At 71.4% G+C, this 19,727-nt stretch carries 14 protein-coding genes; all 14 read left to right on the top strand.

Annotated features, from left to right (window positions below):
• The first annotated feature begins 27 nt into the window (after window positions 1-27).
• The 14 genes from BM060_RS09490 (at window position 28) to BM060_RS09425 (ending at window position 19,723) form a co-directional block, all read left to right on the top strand.
• Window positions 28-1,680: an ABC transporter substrate-binding protein gene (locus tag BM060_RS09490; protein WP_210147031.1), complete on the top strand. Its 1,653-nt coding sequence runs from the start codon at window positions 28-30 to the stop codon at window positions 1,678-1,680.
• Window positions 1,677-2,660 carry an ABC transporter permease gene (locus BM060_RS09485; protein ID WP_074979454.1) on the top strand — a complete coding sequence of 328 codons (984 nt, stop codon included), beginning with the start codon at window positions 1,677-1,679 and terminating at the stop codon, window positions 2,658-2,660. The genes BM060_RS09490 and BM060_RS09485 overlap by 4 nt, the downstream gene beginning before the upstream one ends.
• Complete coding sequence (locus BM060_RS09480) at window positions 2,657-3,514, top strand: ABC transporter permease (protein ID WP_074979452.1); 858 nt, start codon at window positions 2,657-2,659, stop codon at window positions 3,512-3,514. Before BM060_RS09485 ends, BM060_RS09480 begins: the two co-directional genes overlap by 4 nt.
• The gene (locus BM060_RS09475) at window positions 3,514-5,226 is read left to right on the top strand and encodes a dipeptide ABC transporter ATP-binding protein (RefSeq protein ID WP_074979450.1); all 1,713 of its coding nucleotides are present in this window, start codon (window positions 3,514-3,516) and stop codon (window positions 5,224-5,226) included. The genes BM060_RS09480 and BM060_RS09475 overlap by 1 nt, the downstream gene beginning before the upstream one ends.
• Before the next feature lie 700 nt (window positions 5,227-5,926).
• A complete protein-coding gene (locus tag BM060_RS09470) occupies window positions 5,927-7,990 on the top strand; it encodes a TonB-dependent receptor family protein (RefSeq protein WP_245322935.1) in 2,064 nt (687 codons plus the stop codon).
• 62 nt (window positions 7,991-8,052) lie between these two features.
• Window positions 8,053-9,825 (top strand): ABC transporter substrate-binding protein, encoded by a 1,773-nt coding sequence (locus BM060_RS09465; protein WP_074979448.1) that lies wholly within the window; start codon window positions 8,053-8,055, stop codon window positions 9,823-9,825.
• A complete protein-coding gene (locus BM060_RS09460) occupies window positions 9,822-10,754 on the top strand; it encodes an ABC transporter permease (RefSeq protein WP_083426748.1) in 933 nt (310 codons plus the stop codon). Before BM060_RS09465 ends, BM060_RS09460 begins: the two co-directional genes overlap by 4 nt.
• A gap of 2 nt (window positions 10,755-10,756) precedes the next feature.
• Entirely contained in the window at window positions 10,757-12,133 is a 1,377-nt protein-coding gene (locus BM060_RS09455; RefSeq protein ID WP_074979446.1) for an acyl-CoA dehydrogenase family protein, read from the top strand.
• Window positions 12,130-13,476 carry an LLM class flavin-dependent oxidoreductase gene (locus BM060_RS09450; protein WP_074979444.1) on the top strand — a complete coding sequence of 449 codons (1,347 nt, stop codon included), beginning with the start codon at window positions 12,130-12,132 and terminating at the stop codon, window positions 13,474-13,476. The genes BM060_RS09455 and BM060_RS09450 overlap by 4 nt, the downstream gene beginning before the upstream one ends.
• Before the next feature lie 20 nt (window positions 13,477-13,496).
• Window positions 13,497-14,555 carry an NADP(H)-dependent aldo-keto reductase gene (locus BM060_RS09445; RefSeq protein ID WP_074979442.1) on the top strand — a complete coding sequence of 353 codons (1,059 nt, stop codon included), beginning with the start codon at window positions 13,497-13,499 and terminating at the stop codon, window positions 14,553-14,555.
• Between the two features lie 13 nt (window positions 14,556-14,568).
• A complete protein-coding gene (locus tag BM060_RS09440) occupies window positions 14,569-15,456 on the top strand; it encodes an ABC transporter permease (RefSeq protein WP_043318923.1) in 888 nt (295 codons plus the stop codon).
• Window positions 15,453-17,114, top strand: a complete 1,662-nt coding sequence (locus BM060_RS09435) for a dipeptide ABC transporter ATP-binding protein (protein ID WP_074979440.1) — start codon at window positions 15,453-15,455, stop codon at window positions 17,112-17,114. The genes BM060_RS09440 and BM060_RS09435 overlap by 4 nt, the downstream gene beginning before the upstream one ends.
• Window positions 17,092-18,495, top strand: coding sequence for an LLM class flavin-dependent oxidoreductase (locus tag BM060_RS09430; RefSeq protein ID WP_174672441.1), 1,404 nt, complete (start codon window positions 17,092-17,094; stop codon window positions 18,493-18,495). Before BM060_RS09435 ends, BM060_RS09430 begins: the two co-directional genes overlap by 23 nt.
• A gap of 25 nt (window positions 18,496-18,520) precedes the next feature.
• Window positions 18,521-19,723, top strand: coding sequence for an acyl-CoA dehydrogenase family protein (locus BM060_RS09425; RefSeq protein ID WP_074979690.1), 1,203 nt, complete (start codon window positions 18,521-18,523; stop codon window positions 19,721-19,723).
• The last annotated feature ends 4 nt before the right edge of the window (window positions 19,724-19,727 follow it).

Below are 19,727 nucleotides of genomic sequence, written 5' to 3'. Positions count from 1 at the left end.
CTTCCACCTGCAGAAGGCTGCCCACGCTTGAAGCCCAGACGAACACCCACACAGCCCCTGGCCCTCGCCCTGCCCTTGCTGCTCGCCGCCGCGCTCGGCGGCTGCCGCGACGCGCAGGACCACCAGGCCCACAGCGACACCCCGGTCAGCGGCGGCACCCTGACCTACGCCACCGACCGCGAACCCATCTGCCTCGACCCCCACGTCGCCGGCGACATGCCCCAGGTGTTCCTCGGCCGGCAGTTCCTCGACTCGCTGGTGTCCATGGACGCACAAGGCCGCATCGGCCCCTGGCTGGCGAAAAGCTGGGAAGTCTCCGCCGACGGCCTGAGCTATACCTTCCACCTGCGCGACGACGTGCGCTTCAGCGACGGCACGCCGTTCGACGCCAACGCGGTGAAGGCCAACCTCGACCACATGGTCGACCCGCGCACCCAGTCCAGCACCGCCGGCGGCTACGTGCGCCAGTACCGCGGCACCGACGTGCCCGACGCGCACACCGCGGTGGTACACCTGGCCACGCCCTACGCGGCCTTCCTCGAAGTGCTGGCCCAGGGCTTCCTCGGCATCCAGTCGCCCGCCGCGCTGCGCCGCCCGCGCGACGAGAACTGCGAGAGCCCGGTGGGCAGCGGCCCGTTCAAGGTGGTGCGCTGGGACCGCCAGAGCCAGGTGGTGCTGGAACGCAACCCCGACTACCACTGGGCGCCGCCCACCGCGGCGCACCAGGGGCCGGCCTACCTGGAGCGCATCGTCTGGAAGTTCATCCAGGAGCCCTCGGTGCGCTTCGCCTCGCTGCAGGCCGGCGAGGTGGACGTGATCGAGAGCGTGCCGCCGGAATCCCACGCCGCCGCGCGGGCCAACCCGGAGGTGTCGCTGCTGGTCGCGCAGCGCCCCGGCAACCCCACCAACGGCACCCTCAACATGACCCGCGCGCCCTTCGACGACATCCGCGTGCGCGAGGCCTTCATCCGCTCGGCCGACATAGACGCGGCGCTGAAGAGCGTGTACTTCGGCGAGTTCCCCCGCGCCGGCGGCCCGCTCAGCCCGGCCACGCCCTTCTACAGCGCGGACTTCGAGCACGCCCAGGACTACGACCCGCTGCGCGCCGAGCAACTGCTCGACGCCGCCGGCTGGACCGGGCGCGACGCCGAGGGCTACCGCAGCCGCGGCGGCAAGCGCCTGCAGGTCCACGTGATCATGGGCAACCGCACGCCGCCCTCGGAGTTCAGCCTGTGGGAGCAGGTGCAGGCCACCGCCCGCCGCGCCGGCTTCGAGGTGATCATCGAGCAGATGAGCGACGTGCTCGCCCAGCAGCGCCAGGCCGACTGGGACTACGACATCCGCATCGGCTACTGGAACACCAACACCCCGGACGTGCTGCGGATCATCTTCGGCTCGGCCTTCCTGCGCCCGGCCGGGGTGCGCGGCTACCACCAGAACACCGCCGGCTTCGACGACCCGCGCTTCGACGCCCTAGTGGAACAGGCCCTGGCCACCCAGGACGGCGAGCGCCGCCGCGAGCTGTACCACCAGGCCCAGGCCCTCGCCTCCGGCCAGTACCTGCAGCTGACCACCTACCCGCAGAGCACCCGCCTGGGCATCTACAAGCGCGCCCACGGCGTGCGCCTGGAGCCGTCGCTGGCGGTCACCTCCCTCTACGACGCCTGGGTGAACCCATGAGCCAGACCCTTACCGCTCCCGACCCGCGCCGCGAGCGCCTGCTGCGCCTGGCCCGCCACGCCGCCTGGCGCCTGCTCGGCGGCCTGCTGGTGCTGTGGGCCGCCGCCAGCCTGACCTTCTTCGCCCTGCGCCTGATGCCCGGCGACCCGGTGCTGGCCATCCTCGGCGGCCCCAGCGGCAACCCCACCCCGGAAACCATCGCCGAGGCCACCCGCGAATACGGCCTGGACCGGCCGCTGGCGGTGCAGTACGCCATCCACCTGGGCCACCTGCTGCGCGGCGACCTCGGGGTGTCCTACTCGCAGCACCTGCCGGTGACGCGCATCCTCGCCGAGCAGACCGGCCCCACCCTGCAGCTGACCTTCGCCGCCCTGGCCCTGGCCTGGCTCATGGTGCTGGGCTGGACGCTGCTCAGCGCCGGCCGCCGCCACTGGTTCGGCGGCCTGGCCTCGCTGCTGGAGACCCTCGCCGCGGCGCTGCCGCAGTTCTGGCTGGCGATCCTGCTGCTGGCCGCCTTCGCCTTCGGCCTGCAACTGTTCCCGCCGGCCGGCAGCGACGGCCTGCGCAGCCTGGCGCTGCCGGCCCTGGCGCTGGCGGTGCCGCTGGCCGGGTTCATCGGCCAGGTCACCCGCGAGGCCCTGGAGATCACCCTGGAGCAGCCCTTCATCCTCTCCGCGCGCACCCGCGGCCTCAGCGACCGCGCCGTGCGCTACCGCCACGCCCTGCGCCACTCGGTGCTGCCGGCCATCTCGCTGTCGGGCTGGGCGCTGGGCGCGCTGCTCAGCGGCTCGGTGGTGGTGGAAGTGATCTTTTCCCGCAAGGGCCTGGGCCGCCAGCTGTTCCAGGCCGTGCAGAGCCAGGACCTGCCGCTGGTGCTGGGCATCACCCTGGTGGTCGCCGCCGGCTACGTGCTGGCCAACATCCTGGTCGACCTGCTCTACGAACTGGTCGACCCCCGCCTGCAAAGGAGCGCGGCATGAGCGAACTCGCCCCCACACTCGAACTGCCCCTGGCGCCGCGCCGGCAGGCCCGCGCGCTGCCCTGGCCGGCGCTGCTGGCGACGGCCTTCCTCGCCGCATTGGTGGCCGCCGCACTGTTCCCACAGCTATTCGCCCACGGCGACCCGCTGGCCATCCAGCCGCGCGAGGCGTTCAGCGCGCCGGGCTGGGCCCACTGGTTCGGCACCGACCAGTCCGGCCGCGACATCTACGCGCGGGTCATCCACGGCGCGCGCCAGTCGCTGACCATCGGCCTGGCCGCCACCGCCCTGGCGATGAGCATCGCCATCGGCCTGGGGCTCGCCGCGGGCCTGGCCGGCGGCGCCATGGACCGCGGCATCGGCTGGCTGCTGGAAGTGCTGTTCGCCTTCCCCAGCCTGATCCTCGCGCTGCTCTTCGTCGCCATCTTCGGCAGCGGCATCGGCCCGCTGATCATCGCCACCGGCATCGGCAGCGCGCCGGGCTACGCGCGCATGGTCCGCGGCCAAGTGCTGGCGGTGCGCCACGCCGGCTACATCGAGGCCGCCCGCGCCCTAGGCCACGGCCCATGGCGCACCATCGCCCGGCAGATACTGCCCAACGCCATGCGCCCGCTGATCGTCACCCTGACCATGGGCGTCGGCCACGCCATCGTCTGGGCCTCGGCGCTGAGCTTCCTCGGCCTGGGCGCGCGGCCGCCGGCGCCGGAATGGGGGACCATGCTCTCCATGGGCCGCGACTTCATCGTCAACGCCTGGTGGCTGACCTTCTTCCCAGGCCTGTTCATCGTCCTCACCACCCTGTCGACCACGGTCGCCGGGCGCTACCTGCAACAACGCCTGGAGGGCCGCCGCTGATGCCGCGCCAACCGCTGATAGTCGAAGACCTCACCGTGCATTTCGGCGAGCACCGCGTGCTCGACCGCCTGTCCTTCACCCTGCCGCCGGGCCGCGCCCTGGCCCTGGTGGGCGAATCCGGCTCGGGCAAGAGCGTGCTGGCGCGCAGCCTGGTGGGCCTGGCCGGCGCCGGCGCGCGGGTGCAGGCGCGGCGCCTGGAATACGCCGGGCGCGACCTGCTGGCCCTGGACGAGCGGCGCTGGCGCGAACTGCGCGGCCGCGAGATCGGCTTCGTGCTGCAGGACGCCCTGGTATCCCTGGACCCGCTGCGCCCGGTGGGCCAGGAAATCCTCGAAGTGCTGAGCACCCACCGCTGGGGCGACCGCCACAGCCGCCGGCAGCGGGTGCTGGAATTGCTGGAGAAGGTCGGCGTGCCGGAGCCGGCCTTGCGCGCCCGGCAGCGCTCCGAGCAGCTCTCCGGCGGCCTGCGCCAGCGCGCATTGATCGCCAGCGCCCTGGCCCTGGACCCGGGCCTGGTGATCGCCGACGAGCCGACCACCGCGCTGGACGCCACCGTGCAGGCGCAGATTCTCGGCGTGCTGCAGCAGGTGAAGGAGCGCGGCGACTCGCTGCTGCTGATCAGCCACGACCTGGCGGTGGTCGCCCAGCTCGCCGACGAGGTGCTGGTGCTGCGTCACGGCGAAGTGGTGGAACAGGGGCCGATCGAACAGATTCTCCACGCGCCGCGCCACCCCTACACCCGCAGCCTGCTGGAGGCGATCCCCGCCAACCGCCCGCGCGGCACGCGGCTGACGCCCGGCGCGGCGCCCGCGGCGCGCCGCGCGGAAGTCGCACAGCCGCAGGTGCTGCTGGAAGCTCGCGGCCTCGGCAAACGCTACCGCGGCCCCGACCAGCAATGGCGCCAGGTGCTCGACGACGTCAGCTTCCGCCTGCACGCCGGGCGCACCCTGGGCATCGTCGGCGAATCCGGCTCGGGCAAGAGCACCGCCGCGCGCATCGCCCTCGGCCTGCTGGAGCCGGACGCCGGCAGCGTGGCATTCGCCGGCCAGCCCTGGAATGCCGCCGCTGCGCAGCGCATCGCCGAGCGCGAACGGCGCCCGCGGCGGCGCGACATCAGCGTGATCTACCAGGACCCGCTGAGTTCCTTCGACCCGCGCTGGAGCGTCGGCCAGGTGCTCGACGACGCCCTCCAGGCCGGCGGCCTGGAAGCTGCGCGGCGCCCGGCGCGCATCACCGAGCTGCTGCGCCAGGTGCGCCTGCCGGCGGAACTGGCGCAACGCCGCCCGCTGCAGCTTTCCGGCGGGCAGCGGCAGCGCGTGGCCATCGCCCGCGCCCTGGCCAGCCAGCCGAAGGTGATCATCTGCGACGAGCCGGTGTCGGCGCTGGACGTCTCGGTGCAGGCCCAGGTGCTCGACCTGCTGGCCGACCTGCAGGACGAACTGGGCCTGGCCTACCTGTTCATCTCCCACGACCTGGGGGTGATCCGCCACCTCAGCGACGAAGTGCTGGTGATGCTGCAAGGCAAGGTGGTCGAGGCCGGCCCCACCGAGGCGGTGCTGCGGAACCCGCAGCATCCCTACACCCAACGCCTGCTGGCCTCGGTGCCGCAACTGCCGGCGGAGGGCCGCCCGAAGGTAGCGCAGCTGGCGCCGGCCAGCGTCGACCTGGCGCCGCCGTTCGAGGAGCGCTGGTTGTGGGGGTTGGCGGTTTGAGGGGATTTGCGGGGCGGACGCTGCTGTTGTAGGAGCGAGCTTGCTCGCGAACGGTGTCAGCCGGTGAGGCTGGTGTGGGAAGTTGACTCCGTACCCTCTCCCCAGCCCTCTCCCTGAAGGGAGAGGGGGCTTGTCCGTGCCGAGAATGGATTTGGCGTCAGTCGGCAACTTCGTGCTAGCCGGCTAACGCCGAAACACCAACACACACCGAACAGTCCCCTCTCCCTTCAGGGAGAGGGTTAGGGAGAGGGCGCTCTTCATGACAGGCACCACCTTCGACCGGCAGCCCCCCTGTTCGCGAGCAAGCTCGCTCCTACAAAAACCACCACAACTTCCCCCGCCCCCGCAATACAACTTCCCGCCACCCAACACCCCGTTATTTGCATATAACCCAAACACTGCGCACAAACCAACAGAACATCAGCACCTGTTGATCCAACGCAAGCAGACAAAAACCCATAAAAACCACCAATATCTTGATTTAAAAGGACTTAACCACTTGGCACGAGTCCTGCTCAAGTACAGATGGAGCATGACTATACGAATAGAAAGCCAATTACTTTATCTATTCCATGAGGATTCGAAGTTGGTGGTTAATTATTCTGGGGGTGAGTGGGGGAAACTTGCCGTGGCTATTCGCCGGGCAACATTCTGGTCGGCAAGTTTCGGTTCGGCGGTATTGCTGGTGGGGACCCAGGCAATGGCCGAAACCGCAGGCAGCGATGCCAGCGACAGCAATAAGGAAAACAGCGGTACCCGCCTGCAAACGGTAGTGGTGCAGGCGCAGAAGGAAACCCCGGTGGAAGCGGCGCGCAAGCAGCTCGCCGAAGTGCCCGGCGGCACAAGCGTAGTGTCCAGTGAGGAAGTATCCCGGGGGCGCAACACCACCCTGGGCGACGTGCTCGCCTACCAGCCCGGCGTATTCGTGCAGTCGGTCGGCGGCAACGACGCCCTGAAGATTTCCATTCGCGGCTCCGGGATCGTCAACACGCCCGGCTACTTCCGCGAAGGCATCAAGTTCATGTACGACGGCCTGCCCATCACCGGCGCCGGCGGTACGCCCTATGAGTTTCTCAACGCCATAGGCGTGGACCACACGGAAATCCTCCGTGGCGGCAACGCCTTCGACTATGGCGCCGTGGCCCTGGGTGGCGCGGTGAACTTCGTCACCCATACCGGCTACACCGCGCCCGGCGAGCGCATCCGCTACGAGACCGGCAGCTGGGGCTTGCAGAAGACCGTGCTGAGCACCGGCGGCGTGCAGGGCGCGCTCGACTACTACGTCAACGTGGACAACTACCGCAGCCGGGGCTACCGCAGCGACTACAGCCTGTCCAAGAGCTCCGGCGCGGTGATCAACGTCGGCTACCGCTTCAGCCCGCAGCTGGAATCCCGCTTCCTGGTGCGCTACCGCGACGAATTCCACCAGGACCCCGGCGCCCTCACGCTGCCGCAGCTCAAGCACGACTCGTCCCAGCCCAGCCCGACCAACCTGGCCAGCCGCGCCAGCGGCCGCCGTCCCGGGTCCGTGTGGCTGGGCAACAAGACCAACTACACCTTCGACGACGGCTCGAACGTCGAGGTGGGCCTGGGCTACTACGACTACCCCCACGCCAACAACAAGGACAACACCGTCGGCAACCCCGGCTTCTGGGACTGGCATGACCTGAACCTGACCCTGCGCTACGCGCGCACCGACTTCCTGGCCGCCCACGAGAGCCGCTCCAACGTCTCGCTGACCTCCACCGAACACATCCTCGGCCGGGTCAAAACCCTCAAGGGCAACAACCGCAGCCAGGTGGTGAACAAGAAGTCCTTCAAGGGCTCGGCGGACCGTACCGTTTCCCTGGGCAACGACCTGGAGCTGCTGGACCGCCTGTGGCTGACCACCGGCCTGTCCGCGGTCAACGTGCGGCGCAACGTGGAAATCCACTACAGCAACCAGACCAACGCGCCGGGGGAAACCGACTACAACAACTGGAGCCTGGCGCCGCGCATCGGCCTGCGCTACGAGCTGACTCCCGACCTGCAACTGTTCGGCAACTTCACCCGCTCGGTGGACGCGCCGCTGGACTGGCGCTACGCCAACAGCAAGGACCAGATCACCCCGCTGGTGGAGCAGAAGGCCAACACCCTGGAAGTCGGCATCAAGGGTCATTACGACCGCTTCGACGGCAGCCTGTCGCTGTACCGCTCCTGGGTGCGCGACGAACTGCTCACCGTGGTGGACGAGGCGGAAACCGCCAAGCAGGGCAGCATCGTCACCGCCACCTACAACAGCAGCACGCCGACCACCCACCAGGGCGTCGAGCTGGGGCTGGACACCCTGCTCTGGGGCAACCCCCAGGGCGAGAAAGTGGTGCTGCGCCAGGCCTACACCTACAACGACTTCCGCTACCGCGACGACCCGCGCCTGGGCGACAACCACCTGCCCGGCATCCCCGAGCACGTCTACCAGGCCAAGCTGGAATACCAGCACCCCTCCGGCTTCTACGGCGGCGTCAACGTGCAGTCGGTGGCGCGCACGGCGGTGGATTACACCAACACCCTGTATGCCCCCTCCTACACCATCTTCGGCGCGACCACCGGTTTCGAAGCACCGAGCAAGAAATGGCAGGTGTACCTGGACCTGAAGAACCTGGCGGACAAGGACTACGTGACCACCGTGTCCCCCGTCTACAACGCCGTAGGCAACAAGAACACCGCGAGCTTCTACCCCGGCGACGGCTTCGGCGTCTTCGCCGGCGTGGAGTTCAGGCTCTAGCCCCGAGGGGCGCGGATGCCAGGCCCCGCGCCCCGTTCCCTTGCCTACCCAGGAAGCCTTCCATGCAACCAATCCGAAGCGCCCAGCACTCCCGCCCCGGCATACGCCGGCTGGGCCTGGCGCTGTGCGCCCTGCTGGCCCTCGCCGGCTGCTCGGGGCCCGACGACACGGCCGCCGGCAAGGCCGACGCCGCCGTGGCGCCGGCGCAGTCCGCCGCCCTCGACACCGGCACCCTCAAGGACGGCCAGCTCAGCTACCCCGCGGAGGACTTCCATGAGCAGGCCCCCGGCAAGCCCGGAGGCACCCTGCGCGCCAGCGCCGCGCTGGACACCTATTCCTTCGACATCCACACCCTCTCCCACGGCAACGTGCAGTGGCTGGGGCGCATCCTCTACGACTGCCTGGTGTACCAGGACGAACAGGGCAAGGTCTCGCCCTGGCTGGCCAAATCCTGGGAGATTTCCGCGGACGGCCTGACCTACACCTTCCACCTGCGCGACGACGTCAGCTTCAGCGACGGCACGAAGTTCAACGCCGAAGCGGTGCGGGTGAACCTCGAACACATGCGCGACCCGGCCACCAAGTCGCCGCTGGCCGCGGCCTACATCGCGCCCTACCAGTCAGGCAAGGTGCTCGACGAGTACACCTTCCAGGCCACCCTGCGCGAGCCCTACTCGCCCTTCCTCGACGTGCTGGCGCAGTCCTGGCTGGGCATGATCTCGCCGAAGCAGATTCTCGAAGACCCGAAATCCATCGCCGCGCACCCGGTGGGCTCCGGCCCCTTCGTGCTGGAAAGCTACACCCGCGACCAGGGCGCCAGCTTCGTGCGCCGCGCCGGCTACCACTGGGCGCCGCCGGTGCTGCGCCATCAGGGCCCGGCCTACCTGGAACGCCTGGAGCTGAGCTTCGTGCCCGAGGCGCTGATCCGCTACAGCTCGCTGGTCTCCGGCCAGTACGACTTCACCCTGGACGCGCCGACGCAGAACGCCCAGGCCATCCGCAAGGACCCGCAACTGGTGCTGCGCAGCCGCATCCGCAAGGGCAACCCGGTGCGCAGCCTGACCTTCAACGTCGAGCGCTTCCCCTTCGACGACGTGCGCGTGCGCAAGGCCCTGGCCCGCGCCATCGACCGCGAGGGCCTGGCCTGGATCAGCGGCTTCGGCGAGTTCCAGGTCAAGGCCGACTTCCTCGCCGCCAACACCCGCTTCTACGACCCGGCCTGGCGCAACGCGCTGAGCTACGACGTGGCCGCGGCCAACGCCCTGCTCGACGAGGCCGGCTGGACCGCGCGCGACGCCGAGGGCTACCGCAGCCGCGACGGCCGGCGCCTGGCCGCCACCCTGCTGATGATCGACAGCCCGGCGCTGCCGGCCAACGTGGCGGTGGCCATGCAGGCCGACGCCAAGAAGATCGGCATCGACCTGGGCCTGCGCGTGCTGCCCCAGGCCCAGGTCAACGACCTGCGCTACGCCGGCGACTACCAGGCGCTGGTCGGCGGCTACTGGCACACCAACACCCCGGACGGGCTGTACATCCTCTACCACAGCAACTCCATCGCCACGCCGAAGCTGATCGGGCAGAACAGCGCGCGCCTGCGCGACGCCCAGTTGGACGACCTGCTCGCCCGCGCCCGCCGCAGCACCGACGCGGCCGAGCAGCAGCGCCTGTACAGCGCCGCCCAGCAGCGCCTCACCGAAGTGGTGCCGGCGGTGCCGGTGTACGAAAGCCAGTTGACCATCGCCTACCGCCGCGACGTCAAGGGCGTGGTGTTCGACAGCTCGCACAACGTGCCCTTCTTCACCAGCGTCTGGCTGGACCGGGAGGCGCAACCATGAAAGCCCTGCGCCGCGTCCTCTGGCGTTTCCTCGGCGGCCTGGCGGTGCTCTGGGGTGCCGCCAGCCTGACCTTCGTCGCCCTCAACGTCAGCGGCGGCGACCCGGCCCTGGCCATCCTCGGCGGGCCGGACGCCATGCCCACCGCCGAGGCCATCGCCCAGGTGCGCCGCGACTACGGCCTGGACCAGCCGCTGGCGGTGCAGTACGCCCACTACCTGGGGCGCCTGGTCCAGGGCGACCTGGGCGAGTCGTACCGCCTGCACATCCCGGTGGCCCAGGCCATCGCCGGGCAGATCGGCGCCACCGCCCAGCTGGCCCTGTGGGCGGCGCTGGCCGCGGTGCTGCTGGCGGTGGCCGCGGCGGTGCTGACTGCCAACCGCGCGCCCTGGGCCCGCGGCCTGGCCTCCGGCGGCGAGCTGCTACTGTCGTCCATGCCCAGCTTCGTGCTCGGCATCCTCCTGCTGCTGGTGTTCTCCTTCCAGCTGCACTGGCTGCCGCCCACCGGCTCGCGCGGCTGGAAGAGCCTGGTGCTGCCGATCCTCACCCTGGCCCTGCCGGTGGCCGCGGTGCTGGCCCAGGTGCTGCGCCAGGAGCTGGAGGAAATCCTCGAACAGCCCTTCATCGCCATGGCCCGCGCCCGCGGCCTGTCCGAGGCCGGCGTGCGCCTGGGCCACGCCCTGCGCCATGCGCTGACGCCGCTGATCACCCTGTCCGGCTTCGTCTTCGCCGCGCTGCTGGGCGGCGCGGTGATCACCGAGAACCTGTTCGCCCGCCAGGGCATCGGCCGCCTGATGCTCAACGCGGTGAACGACAAGGACGTGCCCGTGGTGCTCGGCATCACCCTGCTGGCGGCGGCGATCTACGTGCTGGTGAACCTGGCCGTGGACCTGCTCAACGCCCTGGTCGACCCGCGGGTGAGCGAGGCATGAGCATGACCGCGAGCATCGCCCTGGCCCAACTGCGCCAACTGTTCGACGCCCACGAGGCGCCGCCCCCTTCCATCGCCCGCCCCGAGGACACCGCGATGATCTTCCCCGACGACCTTCCCGCCGCCGCGAGTGCGCCGGCGCACCCCGACGACAACGCCCTGCTGCAACGCTTCGAAGCGGTGTTCCAGCGCATCGCTGCCGGCGCCATCGAGCGCGAGCAGCAGCGCGAGCTGGCCTACGAACCGGTGGCCTGGCTGCGCGCGGCCGGCTTCGGCGCGCTGCGCATTCCCCTGGCCTACGGCGGCCTGGGCGCCAGCCTGCCGCAGCTGTTCCGCCTGGTCCGCCGCCTCGGCGAGGCCGACTCCAACCTGCCGCAGATCTTCCGCGCGCACTTCGGCTTCGTCGAAGGCCGCCTCAACGACGACGACGAAGCCAGCCGCCAGCACTGGTTCCCGCGCATCGTCGGCGGCGAGCTGTTCGGCGCGGCCATGGCCGAGCGCAGCGAAGTCACCGGCAACAGCGTCACCCTCACCCGCGAGGACGACCACTGGCTGCTCGACGGCGAGAAGTACTACTGCACCGGCACCCTCTACGCCGACTGGATCGCCGTGTCGGCCAGCGACGGCGACGAGCACGTCGCCGTGGCCGTGGCCACCGACGCGCCCGGCGTCACCCGCCTGGACGACTGGGACGGCTTCGGCCAGCGCCTGACCGGCAGCGGCACCACCCGCTTCGACAAGGTCCGCGTCGAGGAACACCAGTTGTTCCGCCGCTTCAAGCTCGGCGAAGGGCGCAGCGACAGCTACATCACCGCCTTCTACCAGCAGGTGCACCTGGCCACCCTGGCCGGCATCGCCCGGGCGGTGCTGCGCGACGCCGTCGCCTTCGTCCAGGGCCGCACCCGCGCCTTCGGCATCCCCGGCCGCTCCGAGCCGCGCCAGGACCCGCTGGTGCAGCGCGTGGTGGGCCGCCTGGGCAGCCTGGCGTTCTCCGCCGAGGCGCTGGTGGAAGCCGTCTCGGCCATCCTCGAACGCACCTGGCAGGCGCACCGCGCAGGCCAAGCCAGCCGCGAGCTGTACGCCGAGGCCGACATCCACGCCTACCAGGCGCAGCAGATCGTCCTGCCCCAGGTGCTGGAGGCCGCCACCCTGCTCTTCGAGGTCGGCGGCGCCTCGGCCACCAGCAGCGGCCGCCGGCTCGACCGGCACTGGCGCAACGCCCGCACCCTGGCCTCGCACAACCCGGCGATCCTGCGCGAGGCCTACCTGGGCGACTACCACCTCAACGGCACCCTTCCCAGCGAGGCCTGGAGCGAGCGTTTCGCCGCCGCCAAGGCCGCGCAACAGCAAGCCCCTAGCACCGAGGAGACCCCGGCATGAGCAACGCACAGCGGCAAATGAGCATCGGCATGAACATCCTCGGCTTCGGCGCCCACGCCGCGGCCTGGCGCACCGGCGAGGCGCCGCCCACCGCCTACCTGGACGTGGGCTACTACCAGAACATCGCGCGCATCTCCGAGCGCGGCACCCTGGACGCCATCTTCCTCGCCGACGGCCCGGCCCTGGCCGGCGACGTCGGCCGCCAGCCGGCCGGGCGCCTGGAGCCCACCGTGCTGCTCACCGCGGTGGCCCTAGCCACCCAGCGCATCGGCGTGATCTCCACCGCGTCCAGCTCCTACAACGAACCCTTCAACCTGGCCCGGCGCATCGCCTCGGTCGACCACATCAGCGGCGGCCGCGCGGCCTGGAACGTGGTGACCAACGCCGGCGACGCCGCCGCGCAGAACTTCGGCCTGGCCGGCGCGCCGCTGCACGTGGACCGCTACGCCCGCGCCGAGGAGTTCGTCGACGTCACCCTCAAGCTGTGGGACAGCTGGGAAGACGGCGCCATCCTCGGCGACGCCGCCTCCGGGCGCTTCGCCGACCCGGCCCGGGTGCACGCCATCGACCACGTCGGCCGCTACTTCTCGGTCAAGGGCCCGCTCAACGTGCCGCGCTCGCCCCAGGGCCGCCCGGTGCTGTTCCAGGCCGGCTCCTCGGAGGGCGGCAAGGCCCTGGGCTCGCGCTTCGCCGACGCCATCTTCACCACCCAGACCACCCTCGCCGACGGCCAGGCCTTCTACCGCGAGATGAAGCAGCGCGCCCGCCAGTGGGGGCGCAACCCCGAGCACCTGAAGATCATGCCCGGCCTGTCCACGGTGATCGGCAGCACCGAGGCCGAGGCCCTGGAGCGCTTCGAGCGGCTGAACGGCTACCTGGGCGAAGGCGGCCTGCTGCGGCAGATCGCCCAGCGCATCGGCGTCGACGCCAGCGAGCTGGACCCGGACGCGCCGCTGCCCTGGCAGCGCATCGGCCCGGTCAACGAATTCGAGAAGGGCTCCCACGGCTTCCTCGAAGCCCAGCTGAACCTGGCCCGCGCCGAGAACCTCAGCGTGCGCCAGCTGTCGCGGCGCATCCTGGTCGGCCACCGGCTGCTGGTGGGCACCCCCGAGCAGGTCGCCGCCAGCCTGGAGGAATGGTTCCTCGCCGGCGCCGCCGACGGCTTCAACATCATGCCCGACAGCTTCCCCTCGGGCGTGGAGAGCTTCGTCGACGAAGTGGTGCCGCGCCTGCGCCAGCGCGGGCTGTTCCGCCACGAATACCAGGGCAGCACCCTGCGCGAACACCTCGGCCTGCCCTACCCGGCCAGCCGCTACGAACAACCCGCGGCCGCTTCGGCCTGAACCTGCGAGAGACCACCGGCATGAACTACCGCCCACTCGGCAACAGCGACCTCAAGGTCAGCGTCATCGGCCTCGGCAGCATGACCTGGGGCCACCAGAACAGCGAGGCCGACGCCCACCGCCAGCTCGACTACGCGCTCTCGCGCGGGGTCAACCTGGTGGACGCCGCCGAGATGTACCCCACCCCGTCCCGGGCCGACACCTGGGGCGACACCGAGCGCTTCATCGGCACCTGGCTTGCGCGCAGCAAACGCCGCCAGGACATCGTCCTGACCAGCAAGATCGTCGGCCCGCCGCGCCAGAGCGGGCACATGCAGCACATCCGCGGCGGCGCCACGCGCTTCGACCTGGCCACCCTGCGCAGCGCCCTGGACGGCAGCCTCGACCGCCTGCAGACCGACTACCTGGACCTCTACCAGCTGCACTGGCCCAGCCGCAGCACGAACTTCTTCGGCACCCGCGACTACCCCTGGGTGGACGACGAGCAGAGCGACGACATCGGCGAAACCCTCGCCGCCCTGGCCGAACTGGTGAAGTCCGGGCGGGTGCGCCACATCGGCCTGTCCAACGAAACGCCCTGGGGCGTGGCCGAGTTCCTCAGGCAGTCCGAGCGCCTGGGCCTGCCGCGCATCCTCAGCGTGCAGAACCCCTACAGCCTGCTCAACCGCCAGTACGAGACGGGCCTGGCGGAGTTCAGCCACCGCGAGCGCATCGGCCTGCTGGCCTACTCGCCGCTGGCCTTCGGCGTGCTCACCGGCAAGTACCTGGACGGCGCCCAGCCGGCCGGCGCGCGCCTGAGCGCCGGTTCCGCCTACGGCCGCTTCGCCCGCTACGCCAGCGCCGAGGCGCAGCAAGCCACCCGCACCTACGTCGAGCTGGCCCGAGAGCTGGGCCTGGCGCCGGCGCAACTGGCCCTGGCCTTCGTCATCGCCAAGCCCTTCGTGGCCAGCGCGCTGAACGGCGCCACCAGCCTGGAGCAACTGGCGCAGAACCTCGACGCCGCCGAGCTGCAGCTGACGCCGGAGGCGCTCGCCGCCATCGACGCCATCCACGCGCGCCTGCCGAACCCGGCGCCCTGACAGGAGAACGCCCATGGCCGGTCCGTCGACCGCACTGCCCCGCCTGCTGCCCGCGCCGTCGCGGCGCCGCCAGCTGCCCGCCTTCCTCGGCGCGGCCCTGGCCCGCCCGGGCCTGACGCTGGCCGGGGTGTTCCTGGCGCTGCTGGTGCTCGCCAGCCTGGCGCCGACCTGGCTGGTGGCCACCGACCCGCTGCTGGCCAGCGCCCGCCACGCCTTCCAGGCGCCCAGCGCGGCGCACTGGCTGGGCACCGACGAGAACGGCCGCGACGTGCTCGCGCGCCTGGTCCACGGCGCCCGGCCGTCGCTGCTGATGGGCCTGGCGGCCACCGCCATCGGCCTGCTCGGCGGCATCGCCGTGGGCCTGGCCGCCGGGCTCGGGCCGCGCTGGCTGGATGCCGCGGCGATGCGCGGCATCGACGTGCTGCTGGCCTTCCCGGAACTGCTGCTGGCCCTGGTCATCATCACCTTCTGGGGCCAGGGGCTGGTCAACGCCATGCTCGCCGTGGGCATCGCCGGCATCCCGCGCTACGCCCGCCTGGTGCGGGCCCAGGCCAAGGTGGTGCGCGGCGCGGCCTACGTCGAGGCGGCGGTCACCCTGGGCCTGTCGCGGCCGGCGGTGATCTGGCGCCACCTGCTGCCCAACGCCATCCGCCCGGTGCTGATCCTGGCCACCCTGGGCATTGGCGCCAACATCGCCGCCGGCGCCTCGCTGAGCTTCCTCGGCTTCGGCGCGCCGCCGCCGGCGCCCGAATGGGGCTCGATGCTCTCGGTCGGCCGCAACTTCCTCTCCAACGCCTGGTGGCTGGTCGCGGCACCGGGCACGGCGGTGACCCTCACCGTGGTCGCCGTGACCGTGCTCGGCCGCGCCCTGCTGCGCTACAGCGAGGGCAAACGCCCATGACCACCCTGATCAACCCGTTCCGCCCGCTGCTGGAAGTGGCCGACCTGGACGTCGCCTTCGGCCGCGCCCAGCCGGTGCTGCAGCAGGTGTCCTTCAGCCTCTACCCCGGCGAATGCCTGGCCCTGGTCGGCGAGTCCGGCTCGGGCAAGAGCGTCACCTCGCGCACCCTGGCCGGGCTCACCGGCGCCGGCGCGCAGATCCGCGCGCGGCGCCTGGCCTTCGACGGCCAGGACCTGCTGAACCTCGGCGGCCGCCAGTGGCGCGAGCTGCGCGGCTCGCGCATCGGCTTCGTGATGCAGGACGCCCTCGGCTCGCTGGACCCGCTGCGCCAGGTGGGCCGCGAGATCGACGAGCCGCTGCGCCTGCATACGCCCCTGGACCGCGAGCGGCGCCAGCAGAAGGTCATCGAGCTGCTGCGCGCGGTGGGCGTGCCCGAGGCCGAGCTGCGCGCCCGCCAGTACCCGCACCAGCTCTCCGGCGGGCTGCGCCAGCGCGCGCTGATCGCCTCGGCCATCGCCTGCGACCCCGACCTGCTGATCGCCGACGAACCCACCACGGCGCTGGACGCCACCGTCCAGGCGCAGGTCCTCGACCTGCTGGAAAGCCTGCGCCAGCGCAACCGCGCCATGCTGGTGGTGAGCCACGACCTGGCGGTGGTGGCGCGCCTGGCGCACCGCGTGGCGGTGATGCAGCACGGCGTGATAGTCGAGGAAGGCCCGGTCGACCAGGTGCTGGAAGACCCGCGCCACCCCTACACCCGCTCGCTGCTGCGCGCCGCCTCCGCGGTGCACCTCAGCCATGCGCCGCAGCCCGCCGCCAGCGAGCCGCCGCCGGCCAGCCTCGGCGCCCAACCGGTGGTGCTGGAGGCGCGGCAGCTGGCCAAGCACTTCCGCGGCCCGAACGGCGCGGCGCAGCAGGCCGTGGCCAACGCCTCCTTCACCCTGCGCGCCGGCGAGACCCTGGGCATCGTCGGCGAATCCGGCTCGGGCAAGACCACCCTCACCCGCATGATCCTCGGCCTGGAGCGCCCCGACAGCGGCGAGGTGTACCTGCGCGGCCAGGCCTGGAGCGCCCTCGACACCCTCTCCCAGCGCCGCGAGAGGCGCCGCATCCAAGTGGTGTTCCAGGACCCGCTGGCCTCCTTCGACCCGCGCTACAGCGTGGCCCGCGTCCTCGACGAGGCCCTGGCCCGGGCCGGCGGCAGCCGAGCCGAACGCCAGCAACGGGCGCGCGAACTGCTGGAACTGGTGCGCCTGCCGGCGGGCATGCTGCAGCGCCGGCCCATCGAGCTGTCCGGCGGCCAGCGCCAGCGCATCGCCATCGCCCGCGCCCTGGCGGCGCAGCCGGAAATCCTGGTGTGCGACGAGCCGGTGTCGGCGCTGGACGTCTCGGTGCAGGCGCAGATCCTCGACCTGCTCGCCGACCTCAAGCAGCGCCTGGGCCTGGCCTGCCTGTTCATCTCCCACGACCTGGGCGTGGTGCGCCACGTCAGCGACCGCGTGCTGGTGATGAAGGACGGCCACATCGTCGAGAGCGGCCCGGTGCGCGAGGTCTTCGCCCGCCCGCAGCACGACTACACCCGCGCCCTGCTGGGCGCCATCCCCCACCTGCCGCAACCCCGGGAGCGCCGCATCCGTGTCGAAGCCATTGCACGTTAACCTGTTCGAGATGAACTGCGTCAGCCACATCGTCCACGGCCTCTGGGCCCACCCGGAAAACCAGCGGCACCGCTTCAACGACATCGACTACTGGACGGAACTGGCGCAACTGCTGGAGCACGGCACCTTCGACGGCGTCTTCCTGGCCGACGTGGTGGGCGTCTACGACCGCTTCCGCGGCGGCCCCGAGACGGCCCTGCGCGAGGCCGTGCAGGTGCCCAGCAACGACCCGCTGCTGGTCATCCCGGCGATGGCCGCGGTGACCCGCAACCTGGGCTTCGGCGCCACCTTCTCCACCACCTACGAGCCGCCCTTCGCCTTCGCCCGGCGCATGAGCACCCTCGACCACCTGACCCGCGGCCGCGTCGGCTGGAACATCGTCACCTCCTACCTGCCCAACGCCGCGCGCAACTTCGGCCTGGACGACGAGGTGCCCCACGACCGCCGCTACGAGATCGCCGACGAATACCTGGACGTGCTCTACAAGCTCTGGGAAGGCTCCTGGGACGACGACGCGGTGATCGCCGACCGACAGCTGCGCATCTACACCGACCCGGACAAGGTGCGCTACATCGACCACGTCGGCGAGCACTTCAGGGTCGCCGGGCCGCACCTCTGCCAACCCTCGCGGCAGCGCACCCCGGTGCTGTTCCAGGCCACCGGCTCGCCGGCCGGCACCGAGTTCGCCGGGCGCCACGCCGAGGTGGTGTTCACCGGCGGCCCGACGCCGGCGGCGGTGCGCCGCAACATCGCCCACATGCGCGAACGCGCCCTCGCCCACGGGCGCGATCCGGCGGGCATCAAGTTCATCGTCCAGGCGGCGGTGATCGTCGGCCGCAACGACCTGGAAGTGCAGGCCAAACTGGAAGACTACCGGCGCCTGCAGAGCCTCGACGGCGCCCTGGCGCACATGCAGTCGGGCGTCGACCTGGCCGCCTTCCCGGCGCACACGCCGCTGGCCGAGCTGCCCGGCGGCGGGCCCTGGGCGGCGCTGCTGGCCAGCGACCCGCAGGCCACCGTGGGCCAGTTGGTGAAGCGCCTGGGCGGCTTCGACGAGGGCCGCTTCTTCGTCGCCGGCACGCCGAAGGTGGTGGCCGACGAGATCGAGAAATGGCTCGACGAGGACGGCATCGACGGCATCAACCTGCGCCAGTTCCTCACCCCGCACACCGCGCGCGACTTCATCGAACTGGTGGTGCCCGAGCTGCGCCGCCGCGGACGCTTCCGCGAGGCCTACAACGACGGCGAGACCCTGCGCGAACGGCTGTTCGGCGCCGGCCACGCGCGCCTGCCCGCCGACCACCATGGCGCCCGCTACCGCGACCCGGCGGCCCTGCGCCAGGCCAGCGCGCCGCTGCGCTTCGCCCAGGCGCCGGCCTGATCCCTTTCCCGAGATGGACCTGAAGATGCCCACATCCGCCGCAACCACCTTGCCCCCCGCCCCCCTCGACCTGGCCGAGCTGCGCCGCCGCGCCGTGCCGCGCCTGGCCGCCATCGCCGAGGGCGCCGCCGAACGCGAGCGCCTGCGCCAGCTGCCCCACGAGCAGGTGCGCACCCTAGCCGCCGACCGCCTGCTGTGCTTCCGCATCCCCGCCGCATACGGCGGCGCCGGCGCCAGCGTGCGCGACACCGTGCAGTTCGTCATCGACCTGGCCGCGGTGGACTCCAACGTCGCCCAGTCGCTGCGCCCCAGCTTCGCCTTCATCGAGGGCCTGCTCGCCCGCGGTGACCAGGCCGAGCAGCAGCGCTGGTTCCCGCGCTTCCTCGCCGGCGAGGTGTTCGGCAACGCCGGCTGGGAGATCGGCGGCGCCAACGGCGCGGTGAGCGCGCGCCTGCGCCGTGACGGCGAGGCCTTCCGCGCCAGCGGCAGCAAGTTCTACAGCACCGGCTCGCTGTACGCCGACTGGGTCAGCGCGGTGGCCCTGGACGAGGACGACAAGCCGGTGTCCTTCGTGGTCCCGCGCGACCGCGAGGGCCTGGAACTGCTGGACGACTTCGACGCCATGGGCCAGCGCCTCACCGCCAGCGGCACCACGCGCCTGAACGACCTGCTGGTGCAGCCGGGGGAAATCCGCCCGCGGGTGGTGGAGGAAGGCCAGCGCTCCATCGTCACGCCCTTCCTGCAACTGTTCCTCGGCGCGGTGGAAGCCGGCATCGCCCGCAACGCCCTGACCGACGCCGTGGCCTTCGCCCGCGACCACGCCCGGCCGATCAAGCACAGCAGCGCGCAACGCTCGGTGGACGACCCCTACGTGGAATTCGCCGTGGGCGAGATCTCCGCCCGCGCCCTGGCCGCCGAGGCGGTGATCCTGCGCGCCGCCGAGCGCCTCGACGAAGCCTGGGCGGCGGGCCTGGAGCACGACGCGGTGAACCTCGCCGCGGTGGAAGTGGCCCAGGCCCAGTACATCGCCGTGGAATCGGCGCTCAAGGCCGCCGAACTGCTGTTCGACGTCGGCGGCGCCTCCACCACCGGCCGCCAGCACAACCTCGACCGCCACTGGCGCAACGCCCGCACCCTGGCCAACCACAACCCGCGCCACTGGAAGGCCGCGGTGGTCGGCGCCTGGCGCCTGAAGGGCAGCGAGCCGCCGACCTCGGGGCTGTTCTGATGGG

The organism is Pseudomonas citronellolis, assembly GCF_900112375.1.
GTDB classification, from domain to species: domain Bacteria; phylum Pseudomonadota; class Gammaproteobacteria; order Pseudomonadales; family Pseudomonadaceae; genus Pseudomonas; species Pseudomonas citronellolis.
Note: the sequence above shows the minus strand (reverse complement) of the source record. Positions and strands in the feature narration are given on the sequence as shown.

Bases quoted from the DNA above. Each gene is read 5' to 3' on its own strand.
- BM060_RS09485 (WP_074979454.1), top strand. From the start codon at position 1,677: ATGAGCCAGACCCTTACCGCTCCCGACCCGCGCCGCGAGCGCCTGCTG.
- BM060_RS09480 (WP_074979452.1), top strand. From the start codon at position 2,657: ATGAGCGAACTCGCCCCCACACTCGAACTGCCCCTGGCGCCGCGCCGG.
- BM060_RS09475 (WP_074979450.1), top strand. From the start codon at position 3,514: ATGCCGCGCCAACCGCTGATAGTCGAAGACCTCACCGTGCATTTCGGC.
- BM060_RS09470 (WP_245322935.1), top strand. From the start codon at position 5,927: ATGGCCGAAACCGCAGGCAGCGATGCCAGCGACAGCAATAAGGAAAAC.
- BM060_RS09465 (WP_074979448.1), top strand. From the start codon at position 8,053: ATGCAACCAATCCGAAGCGCCCAGCACTCCCGCCCCGGCATACGCCGG.
- BM060_RS09460 (WP_083426748.1), top strand. From the start codon at position 9,822: ATGAAAGCCCTGCGCCGCGTCCTCTGGCGTTTCCTCGGCGGCCTGGCG.
- BM060_RS09455 (WP_074979446.1), top strand. From the start codon at position 10,757: ATGACCGCGAGCATCGCCCTGGCCCAACTGCGCCAACTGTTCGACGCC.
- BM060_RS09450 (WP_074979444.1), top strand. From the start codon at position 12,130: ATGAGCAACGCACAGCGGCAAATGAGCATCGGCATGAACATCCTCGGC.
- BM060_RS09445 (WP_074979442.1), top strand. From the start codon at position 13,497: ATGAACTACCGCCCACTCGGCAACAGCGACCTCAAGGTCAGCGTCATC.
- BM060_RS09440 (WP_043318923.1), top strand. From the start codon at position 14,569: ATGGCCGGTCCGTCGACCGCACTGCCCCGCCTGCTGCCCGCGCCGTCG.
- BM060_RS09435 (WP_074979440.1), top strand. From the start codon at position 15,453: ATGACCACCCTGATCAACCCGTTCCGCCCGCTGCTGGAAGTGGCCGAC.
- BM060_RS09425 (WP_074979690.1), top strand. From the start codon at position 18,521: ATGCCCACATCCGCCGCAACCACCTTGCCCCCCGCCCCCCTCGACCTG.